This window comes from Pseudomonas sp. 8209, assembly GCF_028682105.1.
In the GTDB taxonomy this organism is placed as follows: domain Bacteria; phylum Pseudomonadota; class Gammaproteobacteria; order Pseudomonadales; family Pseudomonadaceae; genus Aquipseudomonas; species Aquipseudomonas palmensis.
In genome coordinates this window covers 16,931-37,959 of the sequence record NZ_JANIAH010000015.1, presented here as the reverse complement: position 1 = coordinate 37,959, position 21,029 = coordinate 16,931, and the positions used below count along the sequence as shown (strand labels likewise).

Annotated in this window: 20 protein-coding genes; 12 read left to right on the top strand and 8 right to left on the bottom strand. The window is 65.9% G+C overall.

The genetic code is table 11. From position 1 onward, the window contains the following. Positions 1 to 69 precede the first annotated feature (69 nt). A complete protein-coding gene (locus NP552_RS25430) occupies positions 70 to 1,410 on the top strand; it encodes an MFS transporter (RefSeq protein ID WP_043860691.1) in 1,341 nt (446 codons plus the stop codon). A 41-nt stretch (positions 1,411 to 1,451) separates the two neighbouring features. On the opposite strand, the gene NP552_RS25425 is transcribed toward NP552_RS25430, so the two are convergent. Both NP552_RS25425 and NP552_RS25420 read right to left on the bottom strand, forming a co-directional pair. Continuing rightward, positions 1,452 to 2,273, bottom strand: coding sequence for a sugar phosphate isomerase/epimerase family protein (locus NP552_RS25425; RefSeq protein WP_054916557.1), 822 nt, complete (start codon positions 2,271 to 2,273; stop codon positions 1,452 to 1,454). 145 nt (positions 2,274 to 2,418) lie between these two features. Next, the gene (locus NP552_RS25420) at positions 2,419 to 3,195 is read right to left on the bottom strand and encodes an IclR family transcriptional regulator (RefSeq protein ID WP_274097297.1); all 777 of its coding nucleotides are present in this window, start codon (positions 3,193 to 3,195) and stop codon (positions 2,419 to 2,421) included. Between the two features lie 170 nt (positions 3,196 to 3,365). Here NP552_RS25420 and NP552_RS25415 point away from each other — a divergent pair, with 170 nt between their 5' ends. The 3 genes from NP552_RS25415 to NP552_RS25405 all read left to right on the top strand — a co-directional run bounded on the left by NP552_RS25415 (position 3,366) and on the right by NP552_RS25405 (position 6,623). Beyond that, the gene (locus NP552_RS25415; protein WP_274097296.1) at positions 3,366 to 5,084 is read left to right on the top strand and encodes an FAD-dependent oxidoreductase; all 1,719 of its coding nucleotides are present in this window, start codon (positions 3,366 to 3,368) and stop codon (positions 5,082 to 5,084) included. A 56-nt stretch (positions 5,085 to 5,140) separates the two neighbouring features. Beyond that, positions 5,141 to 6,052, top strand: a complete 912-nt coding sequence (locus NP552_RS25410; RefSeq protein WP_274097295.1) for a LysR family transcriptional regulator — start codon at positions 5,141 to 5,143, stop codon at positions 6,050 to 6,052. Between the two features lie 100 nt (positions 6,053 to 6,152). Then, complete coding sequence (locus tag NP552_RS25405) at positions 6,153 to 6,623, top strand: hypothetical protein (RefSeq protein ID WP_054916554.1); 471 nt, start codon at positions 6,153 to 6,155, stop codon at positions 6,621 to 6,623. Positions 6,624 to 6,629: 6 nt separating this feature from the next. On the opposite strand, the gene pcaG is transcribed toward NP552_RS25405, so the two are convergent. Together pcaG and pcaH are read right to left on the bottom strand one after the other, a co-directional pair. Beyond that, positions 6,630 to 7,235: a protocatechuate 3,4-dioxygenase subunit alpha gene (gene pcaG, locus NP552_RS25400; protein ID WP_043860697.1), complete on the bottom strand. Its 606-nt coding sequence runs from the start codon at positions 7,233 to 7,235 to the stop codon at positions 6,630 to 6,632. Positions 7,236 to 7,246: 11 nt separating this feature from the next. Then, positions 7,247 to 7,966 (bottom strand): protocatechuate 3,4-dioxygenase subunit beta, encoded by a 720-nt coding sequence (gene pcaH / locus NP552_RS25395; RefSeq protein WP_043860698.1) that lies wholly within the window; start codon positions 7,964 to 7,966, stop codon positions 7,247 to 7,249. A gap of 193 nt (positions 7,967 to 8,159) precedes the next feature. Here pcaH and ypfJ point away from each other — a divergent pair, with 193 nt between their 5' ends. Together ypfJ and NP552_RS25385 are read left to right on the top strand one after the other, a co-directional pair. Further along, positions 8,160 to 9,044 carry a KPN_02809 family neutral zinc metallopeptidase gene (gene ypfJ, locus NP552_RS25390; protein ID WP_043860699.1) on the top strand — a complete coding sequence of 295 codons (885 nt, stop codon included), beginning with the start codon at positions 8,160 to 8,162 and terminating at the stop codon, positions 9,042 to 9,044. Positions 9,045 to 9,239: 195 nt separating this feature from the next. Next, positions 9,240 to 11,147: a methyl-accepting chemotaxis protein gene (locus NP552_RS25385; RefSeq protein WP_274097294.1), complete on the top strand. Its 1,908-nt coding sequence runs from the start codon at positions 9,240 to 9,242 to the stop codon at positions 11,145 to 11,147. A gap of 97 nt (positions 11,148 to 11,244) precedes the next feature. Here the strand turns inward: NP552_RS25385 and ggt are convergent, their stop codons facing one another. From ggt to NP552_RS25370, 3 genes are all read right to left on the bottom strand, one after another. Further along, positions 11,245 to 12,912 carry a gamma-glutamyltransferase gene (gene ggt / locus NP552_RS25380; RefSeq protein ID WP_274097293.1) on the bottom strand — a complete coding sequence of 556 codons (1,668 nt, stop codon included), beginning with the start codon at positions 12,910 to 12,912 and terminating at the stop codon, positions 11,245 to 11,247. 80 nt (positions 12,913 to 12,992) lie between these two features. Then, positions 12,993 to 13,889 (bottom strand): LysR family transcriptional regulator, encoded by an 897-nt coding sequence (locus NP552_RS25375; protein WP_054916552.1) that lies wholly within the window; start codon positions 13,887 to 13,889, stop codon positions 12,993 to 12,995. A 67-nt stretch (positions 13,890 to 13,956) separates the two neighbouring features. Continuing rightward, positions 13,957 to 14,547 carry an NAD(P)H-dependent oxidoreductase gene (locus NP552_RS25370; RefSeq protein ID WP_054916551.1) on the bottom strand — a complete coding sequence of 197 codons (591 nt, stop codon included), beginning with the start codon at positions 14,545 to 14,547 and terminating at the stop codon, positions 13,957 to 13,959. Between the two features lie 186 nt (positions 14,548 to 14,733). Here NP552_RS25370 and NP552_RS25365 point away from each other — a divergent pair, with 186 nt between their 5' ends. Beyond that, entirely contained in the window at positions 14,734 to 15,048 is a 315-nt protein-coding gene (locus NP552_RS25365) for a putative quinol monooxygenase (RefSeq protein WP_043860704.1), read from the top strand. Here NP552_RS25365 and NP552_RS25360 read toward each other — a convergent pair. Next, complete coding sequence (locus NP552_RS25360) at positions 15,038 to 15,802, bottom strand: sulfite exporter TauE/SafE family protein (RefSeq protein WP_274097292.1); 765 nt, start codon at positions 15,800 to 15,802, stop codon at positions 15,038 to 15,040. The genes NP552_RS25365 and NP552_RS25360 overlap by 11 nt on opposite strands. A gap of 77 nt (positions 15,803 to 15,879) precedes the next feature. Here NP552_RS25360 and NP552_RS25355 point away from each other — a divergent pair, with 77 nt between their 5' ends. From NP552_RS25355 to NP552_RS25335, 5 genes are read left to right on the top strand one after another with little or no spacing between them, the layout of a single operon-like run. Beyond that, complete coding sequence (locus NP552_RS25355) at positions 15,880 to 16,818, top strand: LysR family transcriptional regulator (protein ID WP_274097291.1); 939 nt, start codon at positions 15,880 to 15,882, stop codon at positions 16,816 to 16,818. Positions 16,819 to 16,859: 41 nt separating this feature from the next. Continuing rightward, positions 16,860 to 17,465: a CDP-alcohol phosphatidyltransferase family protein gene (locus NP552_RS25350; RefSeq protein ID WP_054916548.1), complete on the top strand. Its 606-nt coding sequence runs from the start codon at positions 16,860 to 16,862 to the stop codon at positions 17,463 to 17,465. 30 nt (positions 17,466 to 17,495) lie between these two features. Beyond that, positions 17,496 to 19,253, top strand: a complete 1,758-nt coding sequence (locus NP552_RS25345) for a bifunctional alpha/beta hydrolase/class I SAM-dependent methyltransferase (protein ID WP_043860708.1) — start codon at positions 17,496 to 17,498, stop codon at positions 19,251 to 19,253. Then, the gene (locus tag NP552_RS25340) at positions 19,250 to 20,569 is read left to right on the top strand and encodes a phosphatase PAP2/dual specificity phosphatase family protein (protein ID WP_123752300.1); all 1,320 of its coding nucleotides are present in this window, start codon (positions 19,250 to 19,252) and stop codon (positions 20,567 to 20,569) included. The genes NP552_RS25345 and NP552_RS25340 overlap by 4 nt, the downstream gene beginning before the upstream one ends. Next, positions 20,566 to 21,021: a hypothetical protein gene (locus tag NP552_RS25335; RefSeq protein ID WP_058540750.1), complete on the top strand. Its 456-nt coding sequence runs from the start codon at positions 20,566 to 20,568 to the stop codon at positions 21,019 to 21,021. The genes NP552_RS25340 and NP552_RS25335 overlap by 4 nt, the downstream gene beginning before the upstream one ends. Positions 21,022 to 21,029 lie beyond the last annotated feature (8 nt).

The following is a 21,029-nucleotide window of genomic DNA, read 5'->3' as shown; positions in this document are numbered from 1 at the left end:
GTAGTCGACTGGTGTACCGCGTGTCATCCTGGCTTGACCCATAAACATAAAAATACGGGTAATCACCACATGATCCACAGCCAAAGCACTCCCCTGGCCCAGCCATCGGCCAGTACCCCGCACGCCGGCATCGGCGACAAGATCCGTGGCGCCATGGGCGTCGGCAAGACCCGCTGGGTGATGCTGGCGCTGGTATTCTTCGCCACCACCCTGAACTACATCGACCGCGCCGCACTGGGCGTGATGCAGCCGATCCTGGCCAAGGAAATGAGCTGGACGGCGATGGACTACGCCAACATCAACTTCTGGTTCCAGGTGGGCTACGCCATCGGCTTCGTGCTGCAGGGCCGGCTGATCGACCGCATCGGCGTCAAGCGCGTGTTCTTCTGCGCGGTGCTGCTGTGGAGCCTGGCCACCGGCGCCCACGGCCTGGCCACCTCGGCGGTGGGCTTCATGGTCTGTCGCTTCATCCTCGGCCTGACCGAAGCGGCCAACTACCCGGCCTGCGTGAAGACCACCCGGCTGTGGTTCCCGGCGGGCGAGCGGGCGGTGGCCACCGGCATCTTCAACGCCGGCACCAACGTCGGCGCCATGTTCACCCCGATGCTGCTGCCGCTGATCCTCACCGTGTGGGGCTGGCAGGCGGCGTTCATGGCCATGGGCGCGCTGGGCCTGGTGTGGGCCACGTTCTGGGGCCTGAAGTACTTCAACCCGGAAAACCACCCGAGCGTGAGCAAGGCGGAACTGGCGTACATCCAGAGCGAGGTCGAGCCTGAACAGGCGGCAGTGCCGTTCACCCGTATCCTGCGCATGCGTGGCACCTGGGCCTTTGCCCTGGCCTACTCGATCACCGCGCCGGTGTTCTGGTTCTACCTGTACTGGCTGCCGCCGTTTCTGAACCAGCAGTACAACCTGGGCATCAGCGTCACGCAGATGGGCATCCCGCTGATCGTGATCTACCTCAGTGCCGACTTCGGCAGCGTGGGTGGCGGGATCCTGTCCTCGTTCATGATCGGTCGCGGCATGGCGCCGGTGAAGGCGCGGCTGCTGTCGATGCTGCTGTTCGCCACCACCATCGTCGGGGTGATCTTCGCCGCAGGCGCCAGCAGCCTGTGGGTGGCGGTACTGGCCATCTCCCTGGCGATTGCCGCGCACCAGGCCTGGACCGCCAACATCTGGAGCCTGGTGATGGACTACACGCCCAAGCACATGATGAGCACCGTGTTCGGCTTTGGCGGCATGTGCGCGGCCACCGGCGGGATGTTCATGACCCAGATCGTGGGGCATGTGCTGACCAGCACCAACAACAACTACACCGTGCTGTTCACCATGATTCCGGCGATGTATTTCATCGCGCTGCTGTGGATGTATTTCATGGCACCGCGCAGGATCCCGACAGTCGAGGCGTAAGCCCGGGCTGCAATGCAGCCCTTCGCCAGCAACGCTGGCTCCTACAGGGAGCCGGCGTTCATTACCTTGCGGGCCTTCTCCAGCGCCCACTGCGCGCGCTGCAGCGCACTCACCCCCTGCTCCAGCAACTGGCGCGTGGGGATCTCCAGGCTCAGCGGCAGGTCGGCCGGCAAGCTGTGCAGCAACCCGTTCAGGTCGCACTCCCCATCCCCTGGAAAACGTCGCTCGTTACGCGCCTGACGCAGGATCTCGGCCATGTCGTCGGGGCGCGGGCCCGCCACGTCGCACAGTTGCGCGTAGCGGATGCGCGAGGCCGGCAAGCGGCGCAGGTCTTCCAGGCGCGACGCCGAGCGATCGAAGTGGAAGGCATCGACCAGCACGCAGCCGTTGGCACGCCCGGCGTTTTCGACGATGCGGGTGGCCTGGGTCAGGTCCTTGGCATCGGTCCACGGCATGAACTCCAGGTGCGGGTGCAGGCCATACGGCGCGGCCAGGTCGCACAGCGCCGCGAAGTTGTCTGTCAGGCGCTGTTCATCCGGGTCGTTGCCGGCAACCAGCAGCTCACTGGCACCGAAGTCGGCGCCCACCGCGAGCAGGGCCTCGAAGTTGGCGACCAGGGTGTCGGGCTTGAGCCGCAGAATCTCCACATCGAGCACCCGGATGCCGGTGTCGCGCAGGCGCTCGGCTGTCTGCCGGCGCAGGCCGGCGTCGCTTGCCAGCGGGAAGTGGTGTTCTTCGGGGGTGGCCGGCTCGAGGCGCAGGCCGACATGGCTGTAGCCGGCCCGGGCGGCGACTTCGACCATCCGGGGTGGGGACAGCTCAAGGACAGTGAGGGCGGCCAGGGACATGACACGTGGGTTCATGGAGGAGTCTCGGGTGCGTTGTTGTATTTGCATTATTTAGAACTTAGTTCCAATTTCAATGCAAGTACAAAAAAAACAGCTTTGCGCTCCGCAAAACTGCCTTGGTTTGCCTGAGGGCCGCTTCGCTGGCTTGCCAGCGAAGCGTCTAGACAAACAGCTCCGACGCCGGGCTGGCCGCCGACAGCTCGGCCGCCGCCGCCAGCAACGCCGGCGCCAGCTCGTGCAGGCGCGCCTCGTTCAGGCGTGCGGTCGGCCCGGCCACGCTCAACACCCCGACCACATGCCCATCCTGCGGGTGTCGCACCACCGCCGCCAACGCCGACGTACCCAGCGCCGAACTCTCCGCCACCCACGCATAACCCAGTTCCCGCGCCATGCGCAGGCGTTCCAGCAGCTGGGCATTGGAAGCTGGCGCGTTCGGCCCGAAGTCCTCGCGCCGGCCCACGCCCTGGCGCTCCACCAGCAGCAACGCCTGGGCATCGCTCAGGCTGGCCAGCCAGGCATGCCCCGACGCGCTGTAGAACAATGGCGCCTCACGCCCCATGTCCGGGTCGTAGCGCAGGCCGGAGCGGGCGCCCTGGGCCTTGGCGATCCACACCTGGCGCTCGCCGTCGATGATCCCCAGCCGCACCAGCTCGCCGGTCTGCGCGGCCAACTGGTCGAGAATCGGCTGGACGATGTCGGCACCGCTCTGGGCCAGGTAGCGAAAGCCCATGCCCACCAGCTTGGTGCTCAGCAGGTACCGGCTGTTTTCCGGGTTCTGGCGCACGTAGCCCAGGCGCATGAGCTCGGCGAGCATGCGATGGGTCGCGCTCTTGGGGATGTCCAGCTGCTCGGCCAGGGTCTGCATCGGCAGCCCGCGCGGCTCGCTGGTGAGGCTTTCGAGAAGGCTGAAAGCACGTTCGATCTGACTGCCGGCCATGGTCACGGTCCCTGAAAATTTCGCCGATTCTAAAGAGCGCCGGGCAAAGCGCAAACCACTGTTCGATCTTCGCCCAACTTTGCAGGCGACGGCCTTGGCAGCCGACGTGCAATCATAGAATATGGAACTTCGTTCCAAAATAATAATTGCGCGCACTGCGAGGACCCAGCATGACTGCCCACACCCCTACTTCCCGCCCGTTGGACTGCGATGTCCTGGTCATCGGCTCCGGCGCTGCCGGCCTGAGCGCCGCGGTGACCGCCGCCTTTCACGGGCAGAAGGTCATCGTGGTCGAAAAGGACCCGGTGTTCGGCGGCGCCACGGCCTGGTCCGGCGGCTGGATGTGGGTACCGTGCAACCCGCTGGCACAGCGCGCCGGCATCGTCGAGGACCGTTCGCTGCCGCGCACCTACCTGCAACACGAACTGGGCGAACGCTTCGAACCGGCGATGATCGATGCGTTCCTTGAGGCGGCGCCCCACATGGTGTCGTTCTTCGAACGCCATACCGCCCTGCAGTTCGCCGACGGCAACGGCATTGCCGATATCCACGGCGACACGCCCGGGGCCGGCACGGGCGGGCGCTCGGTGATCGCCGCCCCGTATGACGGGCGCAAGGTCGGCAAGCTGCTCAGGCAGCTGCGCCGCACGATGCGCGAAACCTCATTCATGGGCATGCCGATCATGGCCGGCAAGGACCTTACCGCCTTTCTCACCCTGACCCGTTCGTGGCGCTCGCTGCTGCATGTGGGCAAGCGCCTGGCACGCCATCTGCTCGACCTCGCACGCTACGGCCGGGCGATGCAGCTGGTCAACGGCGTGGCCCTGATCGCGCGCCTGGCCAAGTCGGCCGAAGACCTCGGCGTGCTGCTGTGGGCATCGGCCCCGGCGCAGCGCCTGCTGCACAACGCTGGCCGGGTGACGGGGGCGGTGGTGCAGACGGCCAACGGCGACGTGAGCATTCATGCGCGCAAGGCCGTGGTGCTGGCAGCCGGCGGCTTCCCCAACGATATCGAGCGGCGCAAGGCGCTGTTCCCGCGTACCCCCACCGGGCATGAGCACCTGGCCTTGCCGCCGCTGGGCGCCAGCGGCGATGGCCTGCGCCTGGGCGAGAGCGTGGGCGCACACGTGGTCGACGACCTGGCAAGCCCGGTGGCCTGGGCCCCGGTGTCGAAAGTGCCGTACAAGGACGGCAGCTTCGGCCATTTCCCGCACATCATCGAACGTGCCAAGCCCGGCATCATCGGTGTGCTGGCCAACGGCAAGCGCTTCGTCAACGAAGCCAACGGCTATTACGACTACGTGAGTGCAATGGTCGCCAGCGCGCCCGGCGAGCAGGTGGCCTCGTGGCTGATCTGCAGCCACGCCTTCCAGCGCCGCTACGGCCTGGGCATCTCCCGGCCCTTCCCACTGCCGGTGGCGCCCTTCATTCGCAGCGGCTACCTCAAGTGCGGCGACAGCATCGAGGCGCTGGCCATCGCCTGCGGCATCGACCCCCAGGGCCTGAGTGCCACGCTCAGCGACTACAACCGCCATGCGCGCCACGGCGAAGACCCGCAGTTCGGCCGTGGCAGCACGCCTTACAACCGCAAGCAGGGCGATGCGCTGCACCGGCCCAACCCGTGCGTGGCGCCCATCGAACAGGGGCCGTTCTATGCGGTGAAGGTGGAGCCGGGCTGCTTCGGCACCTTTGCCGGGCTCAGGACCAATGCCCACGCCCAGGTACTGGACGCACAGCAGCAGCCGATTGCCGGCCTGTATGCCGCCGGCAGCGACATGCTCAGCATCATGGGCGGGCATTACCCGGCGGGCGGGATCAATCTGGGGCCGGCGACCACCTTCGGCTACATCGCCGGGCGGCACATTGCCGGGGTCAGTGCCTACGAGTAGGCGCGCCGGCTGCTGCTAGACTGGCGACCCGACTCCTTCATGAAAGCCAGCCGACCATGGACCAGATCAGCGCGATGCAGGCGTTTCGCCGCGTGGTAGAGAGTGGTGGTTTCAGCGCCGCTGCGGCCCTGACCGGGCAATCGCACACCGTGCTGTCGCGCCAGGTCAAGAACCTGGAGCGCCACCTCGGCACCCAGTTGCTCAGCCGCACCACGCGGCGCCTGCACGTCACCGAAGCCGGCGCACTGTGCTACCGCCATTGCGTGCAGGTGCTGGAGCAGCTCGAAGCCATGAGCCTGGAGCTTTCCGAACACCAGCAGCAACCCACAGGCACCCTGCGCCTGAGCGTGGCCACGGCATTCGGTGAACTGGAGCTGGGGCGCTGGCTACCGGACTTCGTCGAGCGCTTCGACCAGTTGCAGGTGGAGCTCATCTGCACCGACCGCTTCGTGGACATGCTCGAAGAAGGGGTCGATGTGTGCCTGCGGGTGACCACCCACCTGCCCGACTCCAACCTGGTGGCCCGGCAACTGGCCGTCAGCGAAGTCGTGCTGGTAGCCGCCCCCGCGTACCTGCAGCGCTGGCCGGCCCCCATCGAACCGCACACCCTGGGCGAACATGCGTTGCTCGGCTACAACCGCCTGGCCCAGCCGCAAAGGCTGAGCCTGCAGGGGCCCGACGGGCAGCGCCTGGACGTGGCAATGCCCAGCCGGCTGAGCGCCAACTCGCCGATGGCGTTGCGTGCGGCGGCCATTGCCGGCCTGGGTATCGCCAGCTTCGACCGCTTCATCGTGCATGACGCCCTGCTCGACGGGCGCCTGGTACAGGTGCTGCCCGAATGGCAGCAGCCCTCCCGGCACGTGTACGCGATGTTCCCCCAAAGCCGCTATCTGGCGCCCAAGGTTCGGGCATTGGTCGAGTATGCGCGGGCGTACTACGCTGAACCACGATGGGAAATCAAGATGTGATCTGTGCAAGAAGCACACAGGTTCTGGGCTGCTTCTGCCGTATTTGTGCGTTCGTTGTTTGATTAACCTTCTTTCGATTGTTCATCAGAGGGTTTCAACCATGAAAGCACTTCGAGTTACCGCCGCCGGCTTGCTGCTGGCAGCTTGCGCCACTACCGCCGTGGCTGCGGTCTGCTACTGCACCGCCCCACTCATCTCCCTGCCGAAAAATGCGCTGACCTGGAAAGTGGTACCGGGCACCAACAACAACGTCACCTACGCCAACGTGCAGGGCGACATCCTGGGCAATGGTGCCTACGAGGCCTTCGTCAGTTTCCGTCCCGGTGTGAACAATGGCTACCACACCCACACCGAGACGTTGCCGACCGTGGTGCTGAGCGGCGTGTTCTACGCCCGCATCAAGGACAAGAACGGCAAGCTGGTCGAGACCGAGTACCCGGCCGGTTCGTACTACCAGTTGCCGGCCGGGCTGGAACATGAGAGCGGTTGCAAGATGACCGCCAAGAAGGAGCCTTGCCTGCTGTTCCAGTACCAGCGCAACCACTTCGACCTGAACCCGGTGCCCCGCTAGGCGGCCTCAGAAATCGAAGAACACCGTTTCGCCTTCACCCTGGATGCGAATATCGAAACGGTAGGCCAGCTTGCCATCCACTTCGCAGCGCCGCGCGACCAAGGTCTCGCGGCGTTGTGGCTGTTCGATCAGGTTGAGCACCGGGCACTTGGCATTGGCCTGGCCCTCGTCGTCGAAGTACAGCCGCGTGTGCAGATGGATGTTGATGCCGCGGGCGAACAGGCTGACATTGATATGCGGTGCCATCGGCACGCCGGCGGCATTGGCGACCACACCGGGCTTGACCGTCTGCAGCGTCCATTCACCGGCATCGAAGGTGGTGGCGGTGCGTCCGAAGCTGTTGAACGGTTGTTCCAGGTTGAATTCGCTGTGGTACTGCCCGGCCGCGTCGGCCTGCCAGAACTCCAGGAACGAGTCGCGCACCAGGTGGCCGTTGCCGTCGTAGACGTGACCGATCAGCAGGATGTGCTCGCCGGGCGCATCGCTGCGCGCCATGCGGTTCCAGATTTCCTGGTCACGGGTCGGGTTGCCGGCCGCTTCCAGGGCCAGGCCGATGTGCACGTAGGGGCCGGCGGTCTGCGATGGGGTTTCCGGCAGCAGTTCGATAGGCATGGCGGGGCTCCTCAGCGGTTTTCGAAGTGGGTCTTGCGCTGGCCGCGCAGAACGATGTCGAAGCGGTAGGCCAGGCAGTCCATGGGGTTGGCATTGGCCATGTCGAGCCGAGCGATCAGGCTCTGTACCGCGTCCGGGTTGGCGATCGACTTGACGATCGGGCACATCGGGATCAGCGGGTCGCCTTCGAAGTACAGCTGGGTGATCAGACGCGTGGCAATCGACGGGCCGCTGATCGACACGTGGATATGCGCCGGGCGCCAGTCGTTGGGGCCGTTGCGCCACGGGTACGGGCCCGGCTTGATGGTACGGAAACTGTAGTAGCCCTCGCTGTCGGTCAGCGCGCGCCCCACACCCCCGAAGTTGGGGTCCAGCGGCGCCAGATAGCGATCGTTCTTGTGGCGATAGCGGCCGCCGGCATTGGCCTGCCACATTTCGACCAGGGTGTGCGGGATCGGCTTGCCGTACTGGTCGCACACGCGCCCGGCCACGATGATGCGCTCGCCGATGGGCAGGCCGCCGTGGTTGAAGTTCAGCAGCAGGTCATTGTCGTGCTCGGCAAATTTCAGGTGGGAGAAATCCGGCCCAGTGCTTTCGCTGACGGACTGTGGAATGCTCACCAGCGCCTGGCGAGGCGAGCGCGCGACGGAGGTCTTGTAGTCGGGGGTAAGGGCTTTCGGATGCCAGTTCCGATCACGGATAACGAAACGACTGGTGTCTTGTGCAGACATGCCGTTCTCCTCTTATTGGATTTTTGGAGGCCTGTACGGGCAGGAGTGATGGGCAGTGTGGCCGAGGCATGCACCGGCGAACATTGAAAAGAATCCTTGAACCCATAACCGTATGGTTATGTCCAAAGCGCTGACGCCGCCGGGCCGGGTGGACTAATCTTTATCTTCATATTTCAAGCTTGGGAGAACGCTCATGCTCTGGCGAAAAGGCAGGCGCAGCGACAACGTGGTCGACGCTCGCGGAGAAGGCGGTGGTGGTGGTGGCATGCGCCTGGGCGGCAAGGGCCTGAGCCTGACGGCGGTGGTACTGATCGTGGGGATCGGCCTGCTGACCGGGCAGGACCCGATGCAGATCCTTGGCCAACTGAGCGGGCAGATGAGCGAACAGAGCGCGCCGGCAAGCACCGGCGAGCGCAAGGCACCACCGGCCGGCGACGAACAGGCCGAGTTCGTCGCCAGCATCCTGGGCGACACCGAAGACACCTGGCGCGCCCTGTTTGCTCAGGCCGGGCGCCAGTACAAGGACCCGACCCTCAAGCTGTTCAGCGGTCAGGTCAACTCCGCCTGTGGCTTTGCCTCGTCGGCGACCGGCCCGTTCTATTGCCCGGCCGACCAGCAGGTGTACCTGGACATGAGCTTCTTCAAGGAGATGGAAACCCGCTTCGCGGCAGCGGGCGACTTTGCCCAGGCCTACGTGATCGCCCACGAGGTCGGCCACCATGTGCAGACCCTGCTGGGGGTGTCAGCCAGGATCGACCAGGCCCGTCGCAGCGGCCAGCGCCTGCAAGGCGACAACGGCCTGCTGGTACGTCAGGAACTGCAGGCCGACTGCCTGGCCGGCGTGTGGGCCTACCAGGCACAGCAACGCCATAACTGGCTGGAGCCGGGCGATATCGAAGAGGCCCTGAACGCCGCCAACGCGATCGGCGATGACCGCCTGCAGCAGCAGAGCAAGGGCCGCGTGGTGCCCGACTCGTTCACCCACGGCACTTCCGCGCAGCGCGTGCGCTGGTTCAAGACCGGCTTCGCCAAGGGCGACCTCAACCAGTGCGACACCTTTGGCGCCAGCAGACTCTGACGCCTGTAATGGGGTGTTTGCCGCCTCGCGCAAACACCCTAAACATTTTGTTGATGGTTTTCGTCGGAATTGGAGAAAAAGCGTTTCAGCTCTGCAACATCCCGCCGATAAAGGCAGCTCACGTCAGCTGGCCTCCAAGAAAAACAACCTCCAGCGATTTAGATCAAAGAGCGCACAGAATCCTGGAGGGATCGCATGAACAGCTGGTTTGCCAATATCAGCGTCAACCTGAAACTCGCCCTGGGCTTCGGCCTGGTGCTGCTGCTGACCGGCCTGTTGGCCCTGACCGGCTGGACCAGCCTGGGCGGTCTGATCGACCGCAGCAACTGGATGAGCGACATCACCCAGCTCAACAACGAGCTCACCGAACTGCGCATCGCCCGCCTGCAGTACATGATTGCCGACGGTGACGACAAGCTCGCGCAGAATGTCCAGGCCAAGCTGGATACCTTCAAGGCCCGCCAGCAGAACCTGCTGAACACCTTCAAGAGCCCGGAGAACGTCAAGCTGCTGCGCGAACAGGCGCAGGTGGTCGCCGCCTACGAGGTGTCCCTGGCCAAGATGCGCAGCGCCTACAAGCAGGGTGGCGAAGCGCGCCGCAGCATGGGCGTTACGGCCAATGAGGCCGGTGCCCTGATGGAAACCCTGCTGGCCGACAGCCTGTCCTCTGGCCAGAGTGACAGCGAGCGCCTGGAACATCTCAAGCGCCTGACCACCGTACGCCAGCACCTGCTGCTGGCCCGCTTCGAGGTGCGCGGCTACATCGCCGACCTCACCCCGGAAACCGAACAGGTCGCCGCCCGCCAGCTCGACGCCACCCTGGCCGAAACCCGCCAGCTGGCCGCCACCGATGCTCGTGCCCGACCGCTCGAGGCCGCCACCCTGCACTACGCCGAAGCGGTGCGCAGCTTCAAGGCCGCCAACACGGCGATCGGCGAGGCGCGCAAGGAAATGACCACCCAGGGCTACGACATCGTGCGCCTGAGCGATGAGCTGTACGCCATCCAGCTGCAACGTCGCGACCTCGAAAGTGCCCAGGCGCGTACCTGGCAACTGGCAAGCACCCTGGCGGCGCTGCTGTTCGGCGTGCTGGCGGCGATCATCATCACCCGCCAGATCACCCGCCCGCTGCGCGAAACCCTGGAAGTGGTGGAGAAGATCGCCACCGGCGACCTGACCCACACCCTGCGCGTCACCCGCCGTGACGAACTGGGCGTGCTGCAACAAGGCATCCAGCGCATGGGCGAAACCCTGCGCGACCTGATCGGCGGCATCCGTGACGGCGTGACCCAGATCGCCAGCGCGGCCGAAGAGCTGTCGGCGGTCACCGAGCAGACCAACGCCGGGGTCAACAGCCAGAAGGTCGAGACCGACCAGGTGGCCACCGCCATGCACGAAATGGCGGCCACCGTGCAGGAAGTGGCGCGCAATGCCGAGCAGGCGTCCGAGGCCGCCACCGACGCCGACGGCCAGGCCCGCGCCGGTGACCACGTAGTGGCCCAGGCCATCGCTCAGATCGAGCGCCTGGCGGTCGAGGTCAACCGCTCCACCGAGGCCATGGGCCAGTTGCAGCAGGAAAGCCAGAAGATCGGCAGCGTGATGGACGTGATCAAGTCGGTGGCCGAACAGACCAACCTGCTGGCGCTCAACGCCGCGATCGAAGCGGCACGGGCGGGTGAAGCCGGGCGTGGTTTTGCCGTGGTGGCCGATGAAGTGCGCGGCCTGGCGCAGCGCACCCAGAAGTCCACCGAGGAAATCGAGGTGCTGGTGGCGGGCCTGCAAAGCGGCACCCAGCAGGTGGCCAACGTGATGCATGGCAGCCGCAGCCTGACCGACAGCAGCGTGGAGCTGACGCGCAAGGCGGGTGCCTCGCTGGAGAACATCACCCGCGTGGTGTCTAACATCCAGTCGATGAACCAGCAGATCGCTGCGGCGGCCGAGCAGCAGAGCGCGGTGGCCGAAGAGATCAGCCGCAGCATCCTGAACGTGCGTGATGTGTCGGAGCAGACGGCGGCGGCGAGCCAGGAGACGGCGGCATCCAGCGTCGAGCTGGCGCGCCTGGGCAATCAGTTGCAGATGCTGGTCAGCCACTTCCGCGTCTGACCGAATCGGACGGCGTAGCCATCGCGGGTCAAGCCCGCTCCCACCAGGTTCAGCGAAACCTTGTGGGAGCGGACTTGGCCCGCGATGCTGTCAGCCCTTACTTGACGACCTGCCCCACCCCGCGTCCACGCGGGTCAGACGCGGTTTCCAGCGCCGAACCCGTCACCCGGATCGCCTGGATATCGCCCATCTCCCAGCCCTGGTCCTCCAGGGTGTAGCCCATCTTCTTCAGTTCCTCGGCCACCTTGCCATCGAGCGGCGCATAGGCGTCGTAGTAGATAGTGTCCTTGGGCAGCAACTGGTGGTGCACACGCTGCGCCGCCACCGCCTTCTCCAGCGGCAGGTTGTAGTCGTACAGGTTGTTGAGCACCTGGAAGATCGAGGTGAAGATCCGCGAGCCACCCGGCGTACCCAGCACCAGCGTGACCTTGCCATCGCGGGTCACCAGGCTCGGGGCCATCGACGACAGCATGCGCTTGCCCGGCTCGATGGCATTGGCATCGCCACCGACCACACCGAAGGCGTTCGCCACACCCGGCTTGGCACTGAAGTCGTCCATCTCGTCATTGAGCAGGAAGCCCGCGCCCTTCACCACCACGCCGCTGCCGTAGTCCCAGTTCAGGGTGTAGGTGTTGCTGACCGCGTTGCCCTGCTTGTCGACGATGGAGAAGTGCGTGGTCTGGTGCGGCTCCAGCCCCGGACGCACCTTGGCGGTGTCGGAGATGGCGGTCGGGTTGACCTCTTGCGCGCGCTTGGCCAGGTAGTCCTTGGCAATCAGCTGCGCCACCGGCACCTTGGAAAACGCCGGGTCGCCCAGGTAGTCGGCACGGTCGGCGAACACACGCTTCTCGATTTCCGAAAGCAGGTGGATGTAGCGTGCCGAGTTCAGCTCGACACCCTTGAAGTCGACTGCGCGGTTTTCCTTGATGCCCAGCAACTGCGCCAGCGCGATGCCGCCCGAGCTGGGCAGCGGCGCGGTGTAGACCACGTTGCCACGCCATTCGATGCCCATCGGCTCACGCCACACGGCCTTGTAGTCCTTGAGGTCTTCCTTGCTGACCAGGCCCTTGTCGGCCTGCATCTGCGCCACCAGCAGGTCGGCGGTCTTGCCCTGGTAGAACTCGCTCACACCCTTGTCGGCAATGCGCTCCAGGGTCTGCGCCAGCTCGGGCTGCCTGAAGGTCTCGCCCACCTTCATGCTGCCGAAATAGTCGTTGAAGTTGGTGCTGTCCTTGAACAGCCCCTGGGCATCTTCGCGGTACTGGTACTGCTTGGCGGCGATCTTGAAGCCGTTCTTCGCGTAGCCCACCGCCGGGGTCAGCAGCTCGGCCCAGGGCAGCTTGCCGAACTTCTGGTGCGCCTCCCACAGGCCCATCACCGTGCCCGGCACCCCGGCGGCCCGGGCGCCCACCAGGCTGAGGTTCTCGATGATCTCGCCTTTGTCGTCCAGGTACATGTTGCGGCTGGCCGCCTTGGGCGCCACTTCACGGTAGTCGAGGAAGTAGGGTTTGCCATCCATGTACAGGGTCATGAAACCGCCGCCGCCGATGTTGCCGGCCTCGGGGTAGGTAACGGCCAGGGTGAAGGCAGTGGCCACCGCGGCGTCCACTGCGTTGCCGCCCTTCTTGAGGATGTCGGCGGCGACCTGTGCACCATATTGATCGGGCGCGGCCACCGCGCCGCCGTCCAGCGTCACGGCATAGGCTGATGAGCTGGCGACGATCGCAGCGCTCAAGGTCAGCGTTCGAAACATCAGAGTGCGCATGCGGGTTTCCTTGGTGTTGTTTTTATCGAACAACCATTAAGGCGCATGCCCAGGGATTTTTCAAATGCCGCCTGCGGTTTTCAGCAGGCGTAGATCGACAGCTTGTGCTGGATGAAATCCAGAAAGCACTGGATACGCAGGGCCAGTTGCGAGTTGCGGTAGTACACCGCGTTGATCGGCTGGCGATAGCCGCTGTTGGCCTCGGCCAGCACCAGTTGCAGGCGGCCGGCCTGGAGGTCTTCGTGGGTCATGAAGTGCGACAGGCAGGCGATGCCTTCGCCGGCCAGCGCCAGGTGGCGCAGGGTTTCGCCGCTGGAGGCGCACAGGTCGGGGCGGATCGCCAGGCGGTCGCCTTCGGTGTGGCGCAGCGGCCAGTGATTGAGGGTTTCGGTCTGGGTGAAGCCCAGCAGCGAATGCCCGGCCAGTTCCTCCACATGCCGTGGCGTACCGCGCCGCGCAAGGTACGCGGGGCTGGCCAGCACATGCAGCGGGCTGCACCCCAGCGAGCGGGCGTGCAGGCTGGAGTCGGCCAGCTCGCCGATGCGGATGGCGATATCGGTGCTCTGTTCGAGCAGGTCGATGATCAGGTCGTCGGTGTTGAGCTCCAGCTGGATATCCGGGTACAGCTGGCGGAACTCCCCCACCCAGGGCACGATGGCATGCAGCATGAACGGCGCCGCCGCATTGATGCGCAGGCGCCCGGACGGGGTCTGGCGGTGCAGGCTCAGGCGCTCTTCGAGTTCGTCCATCTGTTGCAGGATGGCCTTGGCACGCTCGAAGAAAAACCGCCCCTCTTCGGTGAGGTCCATGCGCCGCGTGGTGCGGTTGATCAGCGTGGTGCCCAGCTTGGCCTCCAGCCGCGACAGGCTGCGGCTGATGGCCGACGGGGTCTGCCCGCCCTGTTCGGCGGCGGCGGAAATAGAGCCGCACTCGATGACCGAGACGAACATCTGCAATTCATCGGACCTGGCTTTCACGGCTGTTCCCTGGTGTGGCGTTCAGCCGTGATAGATAGCCGCTTGGCGTTGCCCGCGCAACCCTTCATCAGGCGCCAGTGTGGAAAACCCGGGCCAGGTGCTGCTCGTAGCCGGCCACGGCAGCCTCGACGTTGGGGTTCTTCATCACGTCGGTGGCCAGGTAGGTCGGCAGACCGCTCATGCCCAGGAACTGGTTGGCCTTGTGGAACGGGAAGTACACCGCGTCCACGCCCTTGCCTTCGAAAAACTGCGCCGGATCGTCGAACGCTTCCTGCGGTGCGTTCCAGGTCAGCGACAGCATGTACTGCTTGCCCTGGATCAGGCCGCCGCTGCCGTACTTGCTCGACGCATCGGAGCGGGTGCGCCCGTCGCTGGCGTAGAGGCTGCCGTGGCCGGCGGTAAACACTTCGTCCAGGTACTGCTTGACGGTCCACGGCGCGCCCATCCACCAACCGGGCATCTGGTAGATGACCACGTCGGCCCAGAGGTACTTCTGCACTTCTTCGGCAACGTCGTAGCCGCCATCGATGTAGGTGCTCCTGACGTCGAAACCGGCGCGGTCGAGAAACGCCAGCGCGGCCTCGTGCAGGGTCTCGTTCAGGCGGCCATCGGAGTGGGCGAACTGCTTGCCGCCGTTGAGCAACAGGATCTTCTTCATCATCTGCCTCATGTGTGTTCGGGGCGGCCAACAGAAGGGGCGGCCCGGTGAATGTGATGGCGGCAGATTAATCAGTTCAGCGCAGCGGAAATACCCTCGCGCGGGCAAAACGCTTTTGACCAAAAAGCACGAATTCAGCGCTTATTGTTGAAATAAGATTGGCTCACTTTTTACAGGAGCCTCCCCATGAGCGAACCCTACGGTTTCATCCTCAAAGCCAAGACCCGCCCCGAAAAGGCCGAGGAGTTCGAGGCGCTGTTTCGCAGCTATGTAGAACCCAGCCGTGCCGAGCCCGGCTGCATCGAGTACCACATGCTGCGCGACCGGCAGGACCCGAGCCTGTTCGTGTTCTACGAAATCTGGGCCAGCAAGGCCGCACTGGATGTGCATTCGGCGCTGCCGCACATGCAGCAGTTTGCCGAGCGGCGCATGGAATACCTTGAGCGCGACTTCGACATCCAGTTGATCGAGATGCTCAGCCCGTCCTCGGCTAGCCGTTGAGCGCCAGATGGGCGCCCAGCAGCGCCAGGCCGATGAAAAAGCAGCGTTTGAACAGCACGGCACTGATGCGCTGACGCAGGCACTGGCCCAGCCACATGCCCAGCAATGCCGGTATCAGCACCACCAGCGAGGCCCCCAGCGCCTCGCCGCCCAGTGCGCCCTGCCCGGCAAGGCCCACTGCCAGCGCCAGGGTCGAGACGGTGAACGACAGGCCCAGCGCCTGCACCATCTGTTCACGGTGCAGGCCCAGGGCCTGCAGGTACGGTACGGCCGGTATCACGAACACCCCGGTGGCGGCGGTGATGATGCCCGTCACCAACCCGCACAGCGGGCCCAGCCAGCGCTCGTGGCGGGGGGCCAGGTGCAGGCCTGGGTGGCACAGGCCGTACAGCGCATACACCAGCAACGCCGCGCCCAATGCGTGCGCCGCCCACGCGCCACTGTCGATGCCCAGCCAGACACTGCCCAGCAAGGTACCGATGAAGATCATCAGTTGCATCGGCCAGAGCCTGCGCAGCAATGCACGCAAGTGGCCACCCGCCGCCAGCTGCCAAAGGTTGGTGACCGTCGACGGCACGATCAGCAGCGCGGCAGCCTGCGCCGGTGACATAGCCAGCCCCAGCAACCCCATGGCCACGGTGGGCAGGCCCAGGCCGATCACGCCCTTGACCGTGCCTGCCAGCACGAAGGTAAGCACAACCAGCAGCGATAGCGCCGGGCCGATAGCCTGATAGAAGCCGAGTAAAGTCGTCATGGGCCCATGCTGCCCTGCCCGCACGTCCCTGAACAGTTGCCATATACTAAGCCAGACTATTGCCCAGGCAGAGGCTCATGCATTTCGATCTGATTGACCTACGACTGTTTCTGCACACCGTGGAGTGCGGCAACATCACCGCCGGCGCCCAGCGCAGCCACCTGTCGCTGCCGGCGGCCAGCGCGCGCATTCGCGCCATGGAAAGCTCGCTGGGCGTACCGCTGCTGCAGCGCAACCGGCGCGGCGTGCACCCCACGGCCGCCGGCCAGGCCCTGGTCAACCATGCGCGCCAGATCGGCCAGCAGGTGCAGCGGCTGCAATTCGACCTGGGCCAGTATGCCCAGGGGATGCAGGGCCAGGTGCGGCTGCTGTGCAACACCGCGGCGCTGACCGAGTACCTGCCCGAACTGCTGGCGACGTTTCTGGCCCACCACCCGGCCATCGACGTGGACGTGGTCGAATTGCCCAGCCTGCGTATCGTGCAGGCGATCACCCAGGGCGAGGCCAACCTGGGCATCATCTCCAATGCCGTGGCCAGCGAGCACCTGCAGAGCGTGGCGTTTCGCGACGACCCGCTGGTGCTGATCATGGCGCCGGATCACCCGCTGGCCAGCCACCCGCACCTGCGCTTTGCCGACACCCTTGAACATGGCCATGTCGGCCTGCAGGCAGACAGCGCCCTGGCCCTGTACCTGGAGGAACAGGCCCTGCACCTGGGGCGCCGGCTGCAGGTGCGGGTACGTGCCGAAGGCTTCGACGGGGTGATACGCATGGTGGCCCATGGCGCAGGCCTGGGCATCGTGCCGCAGGCTGCCGTGCAACGCTGGCAAGGGGTACTGGCGCTGCACAGCCTGGCGCTGGACGAACCCTGGGCACAACGCCAGCTGCGCCTGTGCAGCCGCAATTTTTCGGCGCTTCCCGGGCACACGCGCACACTTCTGCAAAGCTTGTCGGCAGGCGCTATTGCCCCGGCAGGGACAATCCACCCACAATCGCCTTCGCGCACCGCTATGTAACAAGACAATGCCGTGCCTACGAGCCGTAAAGGGAGTTTTCCGTGCCGTCGATCTACCAGTTGAAACCGCGCTTCCAGGCGCTACTGCGCCCTATGGTCAAGCGTCTGTACGAGCGCGGCATAACTGCCAACCAGGTGACGGTCGCCGCCGCGGCGGTCAGCGTGGCGCTCGGCCTGCTGCTGGCCGCCGCACCGCACATCACCTGGCTGTTCGCCCTGGTGCCGGCCTGGATGCTGCTGCGCATGGCGCTCAATGCCATCGACGGCATGCTCGCCCGGGAATTCGGCCAGCAGTCACGCCTGGGTGCCTACCTCAACGAGCTGTGCGACGTGGTCGCCGACAGCGCACTGTACCTGCCCTTCGCCCTGCTGCCGGGCGTGTCGCCGGCGCTGGTGGTGATTGTGGTGCTGGCCGCGCTGGTGAGCGAATACGCCGGGGTGATGGGCCCCCTGGTAGGCGCCGAACGCCGTTATGACGGCCCGATGGGCAAGAGCGACCGTGCCTTCGTGTTCGGTGTGCTCGGTGCCGGCGTGGCCACCGGCCTGCTGAGCGCAGCGTGGCTCAACGGCGTGTTGCTGGTGGTGCTGCTGCTGTCGCTTCATACCCTCTACAACCGGGTGAGCCGAGGCCTGGCGCAACCCCGCTGAAGCCCTCCGAGCCAGATAAGGATATTTGCCATGCGCACCGCGCAATCCCTGCATTTCACCACCCATGACGGCGTAGAGCTGCATTACCGCCACTGGCCGGCCAACCGCCAGCCCGGCCAGCCGCGCCGCGCCGTGGTGCTGTTCCACCGTGGCCACGAACACGGCGGGCGCATGGCCCACCTGGTGGATGAACTCGACCTGCCCGGCCATGACTTCTTCGCCTGGGACGCCCGTGGCCATGGCGAGTCGCCCGGGGCCCGTGGCGACAGCCCGAGCTTCGCGTGCAGCGTGCGCGATGTGCAGACCTTCATCGAGCACATCGCCCGCGAGCATGCCATCGACGAACAGGACATGGCGGTGCTGGCGCAAAGTGTCGGCGCCGTGCTGATCGCAACCTGGGCGCATGACTATGCGCCGAAGGTGCGCTGCCTGGTGCTCGCCTCGCCGGCCTTCAAGGTCAAGCTGTACGTGCCGTTCGCCCGCCCGGGGCTCAAGCTGATGCGCGCCTGGCGCGGCAACTTCTTCGTCAACAGCTACGTCAAGCCGCGCCTGCTCAGCCACGACCCCGAGCGCATCGCCTCGTATGAAAACGACCCGCTGATCAGCCGGCCGATTTCGGTGAACATGCTGCTGGGGCTGTACGAAGCTGCCGATCGCGTGGTGGCCGATGCCCAGGCGATCCAGGTGCCGACCCAATTGCTGATTTCCGGCGCCGACTTCGTGGTCAAGCGCCAGCCGCAGGAGCAGTTCTTCGAGCGCCTGGGCAGCGTACACAAGGAAAAGCACGTGCTGCCCGGCTTCTTCCACGACACCCTCGGCGAGCGTGATCGCGGGCATGCGCTGGCGCGTATCCGGCGCTTCGTGGAGCACTGCTTCAGCGTGGCGCCCCAGCGCCCGTCGCTGCTCGATGCCGACCAGCTCGGCGCCAGCTGCGCCGAGGCCGAAAGCCTGGCCGCGCCGCTGCCACGCAACTCGCCGGCCGACCTGTACTGGCGCGCAACCCGCGCCGGCCTGCGCCTGGGCAAGGGCCTGTCGAGCGGGGTCAAGCTGGGCTTCGACACCGGTTTCGATTCGGGCAGCACGCTGGACTACGTCTACCGCAACCAGGCCACCGGCAAGGGCAAGCTGGGCCGCATGATCGACCGCAACTACCTCGACGCCATCGGCTGGAAGGGCATCCGCCAGCGCAAGCTGCATGTGGAAGAGCTGTTGCGCCTGGCCATCGAGCGCCTGCGCGAACAAGGCGCACCGGTGCATATCGTCGACATCGCCGCCGGCCATGGCCGCTACATTCTCGAAGCCCTGCAGGGCCTGGAGCAGCGCCCGGATTCGATCCTGCTGCGCGACTACAGCGAGCTCAACGTGCGCGAAGGCACGGCGCTGATCGAACACAAAGGCCTGGCCGACATCGCCCGCTTCGTGCAGGGCGATGCCTTCGATGCGCAGAGCCTGGCCACCCTTGAACCGCGCCCGAGCCTGGCGGTGGTATCGGGGCTGTATGAACTGTTCGCCAGCAACCAGATGGTCGGCGACTCGCTGGGCGGCCTGGCCCAGGCCGTGGCGCCGGGCGGCTACCTGGTGTACACCGGCCAGCCGTGGCACCCGCAGCTGGAGATGATCGCCCGCGCCCTGACCAGCCACCGCGCCGGTCAGGCCTGGGTGATGCGTCGGCGCAGCCAGGTGGAGATGGACCAGCTGGTGGAAGCGGCAGGCTTTCGCAAGGTGTGCCAGCGCATCGACGAGTGGGGCATCTTCAGCGTCAGCCTGGCCCAGCGAGTTGCTGAATGAGCACAGTGCGCGAGCCGGGCCTGATCCGGCGCGGCGTGCTCTGGCTGCTGTTGCTCGGGCCGCTGTTCTTCTTGAGCTATGGCCTGAGCAACACCTTCACCGCCGGGCGCAGCGACGTCGGCAGCCTGGTGTTCGCCTGGGAAAGCAGCATCCCGCTGTGGCCGTGGACCATCCTGCCGTACTGGTCCATCGACCTGCTGTACGGGTTGTCCTTCCTGCTGCCGCTCAGCCGCCTGGAGATGGACCGGCATGCCTTGCGCCTGCTGAGCGCACAGTTGATCTGCATCGCCGGCTTTCTGCTGTGGCCGCTGCGCTTCACCTTCGAGCGCCCTGAACTGCAGGGCGTGTTCGGCTGGCTGTTCGATGTGCTGATGGGCTTCGACAAGCCGTTCAACCAGGCCCCTTCGCTGCACATCGCGCTGCTGGTGATCATCTGGGCGATGTTCGCCCGGCACACCCGTGGGCGGCTGATGCGCTGGCTGCTGCATGGCTGGATGGGGTTGATCGGTTTGTCGGTGCTGACCACCTGGCAGCACCACTTCATCGACGTGCCCAGTGGTGCAGTGGCAGGCGCGCTGTGTGTATGGCTGTGGCCCGTGGAGGGCCGGCCGGTACTGGGCAGCCTGCAGCCGACCCGTGACCGCCGGCGCTGGCGCCTGGCCGCGTACTACGCGCTGGGCAGCGCCGTGCTGGGTGGGCTGGCGCTGTATGCCGGCGGTATCGCCCTGTTGCTGCTGTGGCCCGCCCTCGCACTGCTGATGGTGGCGCTCAACTATGCCGTGTTGGGCGCCGAGGGCTTTCAGAAAGGCCCGAGCGGTCAGTTGTCGTATGCCGCGCGCTGGCTGCTGGCGCCGTACCTGATCGGCGCCTGGCTCAATTCGCGTTGGTGGACGCGCCGCCATCCACAGGCCGACGAGGTGTGCGAGGGGGTGTACCTGGGGCGGGTGCCTGCACGAGGTCAGGCGGCATCGTTTGCCGCGGTGGTCGACCTGTGTGCAGAACTGCCGGCGGCACACACGCCGGGCCAGGCCTATTGCAGCCTGCCCTGCCTGGACCTGGTGGTGCCCAGTGCCGAACGTTGCCGCGAGGCGGCCCAGGCCATCGAGCGACTGCGCCAGCAGGGCCCGCTACTGGTGTGCTGCGCCCTGGGTTACTCGCGCAGTGCCTGCGCCGTGGCCGCCTGGCTGGTACTCGGCGGGCGCTGCCAGAACGCGCAGCAGGCCCAGCAACTGATCGCCCAGGCCCGCCCCGGGGTCGTGCTGCACCCGGCGCACCGCCAGGTGATCGACAGCCTGCCGGCGGGGGGCGGCCTGTGAGTAGCCAGACCCACCTGGCGCTGGTGGCCAGCCTGTTGCGGCGCGGGCGCCAGGTGGAACGCCTGTCGGACGGCATCAGCCTGCTGGCGCTGGCCTATGGCCTGGCGCCACTTGCCGGCGCGCCGGCCCCTGTGATTGGCGCCCTGTTGTGCGTAATGCTGCTGGCAGCCGGCCTGCTGCAAAAATACTGGGGCATGCGTGTTGCGCTGGACGCTGAGCTGTTCGCGCACCTGGCCACCCAGGCCGCAACCTTGTCGCCAACTACCCGCGTGCTGGACCAGGCGCTGTTCGACCTGGGGCTCAAGCCCGCCCCGGTCGACGACCGCGACTGGCAGGCGCGCAGCCGGGCCGCACTGCGCCTGATGCGCCAGCAACTGCTGTGCCTTGGCGTGCAGGTACTGCTGGCGATTGCCGGCATACTGTGCCTGCCCTGGCTTTCTCTCGTCGGATAAGGACCTCG

What these genes read in the sequence shown, in the direction of transcription:
- NP552_RS25430 (WP_043860691.1), top strand. Translation starts at nt 70, where the DNA reads ATGATCCACAGCCAAAGCACTCCCCTGGCCCAGCCATCGGCCAGTACC.
- NP552_RS25425 (WP_054916557.1), bottom strand. Translation starts at nt 2,273, where the DNA reads ATGAACCCACGTGTCATGTCCCTGGCCGCCCTCACTGTCCTTGAGCTG.
- NP552_RS25420 (WP_274097297.1), bottom strand. Translation starts at nt 3,195, where the DNA reads ATGGCCGGCAGTCAGATCGAACGTGCTTTCAGCCTTCTCGAAAGCCTC.
- NP552_RS25415 (WP_274097296.1), top strand. Translation starts at nt 3,366, where the DNA reads ATGACTGCCCACACCCCTACTTCCCGCCCGTTGGACTGCGATGTCCTG.
- NP552_RS25410 (WP_274097295.1), top strand. Translation starts at nt 5,141, where the DNA reads ATGGACCAGATCAGCGCGATGCAGGCGTTTCGCCGCGTGGTAGAGAGT.
- NP552_RS25405 (WP_054916554.1), top strand. Translation starts at nt 6,153, where the DNA reads ATGAAAGCACTTCGAGTTACCGCCGCCGGCTTGCTGCTGGCAGCTTGC.
- pcaG (WP_043860697.1), bottom strand. Translation starts at nt 7,235, where the DNA reads ATGCCTATCGAACTGCTGCCGGAAACCCCATCGCAGACCGCCGGCCCC.
- pcaH (WP_043860698.1), bottom strand. Translation starts at nt 7,966, where the DNA reads ATGTCTGCACAAGACACCAGTCGTTTCGTTATCCGTGATCGGAACTGG.
- ypfJ (WP_043860699.1), top strand. Translation starts at nt 8,160, where the DNA reads ATGCTCTGGCGAAAAGGCAGGCGCAGCGACAACGTGGTCGACGCTCGC.
- NP552_RS25385 (WP_274097294.1), top strand. Translation starts at nt 9,240, where the DNA reads ATGAACAGCTGGTTTGCCAATATCAGCGTCAACCTGAAACTCGCCCTG.
- ggt (WP_274097293.1), bottom strand. Translation starts at nt 12,912, where the DNA reads ATGCGCACTCTGATGTTTCGAACGCTGACCTTGAGCGCTGCGATCGTC.
- NP552_RS25370 (WP_054916551.1), bottom strand. Translation starts at nt 14,547, where the DNA reads ATGAAGAAGATCCTGTTGCTCAACGGCGGCAAGCAGTTCGCCCACTCC.
- NP552_RS25365 (WP_043860704.1), top strand. Translation starts at nt 14,734, where the DNA reads ATGAGCGAACCCTACGGTTTCATCCTCAAAGCCAAGACCCGCCCCGAA.
- NP552_RS25360 (WP_274097292.1), bottom strand. Translation starts at nt 15,802, where the DNA reads ATGACGACTTTACTCGGCTTCTATCAGGCTATCGGCCCGGCGCTATCG.
- NP552_RS25355 (WP_274097291.1), top strand. Translation starts at nt 15,880, where the DNA reads ATGCATTTCGATCTGATTGACCTACGACTGTTTCTGCACACCGTGGAG.
- NP552_RS25345 (WP_043860708.1), top strand. Translation starts at nt 17,496, where the DNA reads ATGCGCACCGCGCAATCCCTGCATTTCACCACCCATGACGGCGTAGAG.
- NP552_RS25340 (WP_123752300.1), top strand. Translation starts at nt 19,250, where the DNA reads ATGAGCACAGTGCGCGAGCCGGGCCTGATCCGGCGCGGCGTGCTCTGG.